The 319-nt window shown below is 67.4% G+C and carries 1 pseudogene; it reads right to left on the reverse strand.

From position 1 onward, the window contains the following. A pseudogene (locus ACLF3M_RS35445) lies at positions 1-319 on the reverse strand (helix-turn-helix domain-containing protein); the annotation flags it as partial.

Genomic DNA, 319 nt, shown 5'->3' on the forward strand with positions numbered 1-319 from the left:
CCATACCAGCGGTAGTAGGTCGCCGGTGGGATGCCGAGATGCGCCAGCGTGCGGCGCACCGGCAGATGCGATTGCTCGACCAGGCGAATGATCTCGAGCTTCTCGGCCGCCGGGTACCTCACGCGAGGTCGTCCCCAGCCGCGATTGCGCTTTTTTTCAGCAGCCGCAGCTCGAGCGCCTGCTCGGCCACGACCTCCTTCAGGGCCCGCGCTTCCTGGCGCAGCGCCTTGACCTCGTCGGTCGTGGCAGCACGCGCGGTATCGCCAGCCAGCCGTCGCTTGCCGGCTTCCAGGAACTCCTTGGACCAGGCGTAGTACAG

It is taken from the genome of Falsiroseomonas sp. HW251, from assembly GCF_050563545.1.
In the GTDB taxonomy this organism is placed as follows: domain Bacteria; phylum Pseudomonadota; class Alphaproteobacteria; order Acetobacterales; family Acetobacteraceae; genus Falsiroseomonas.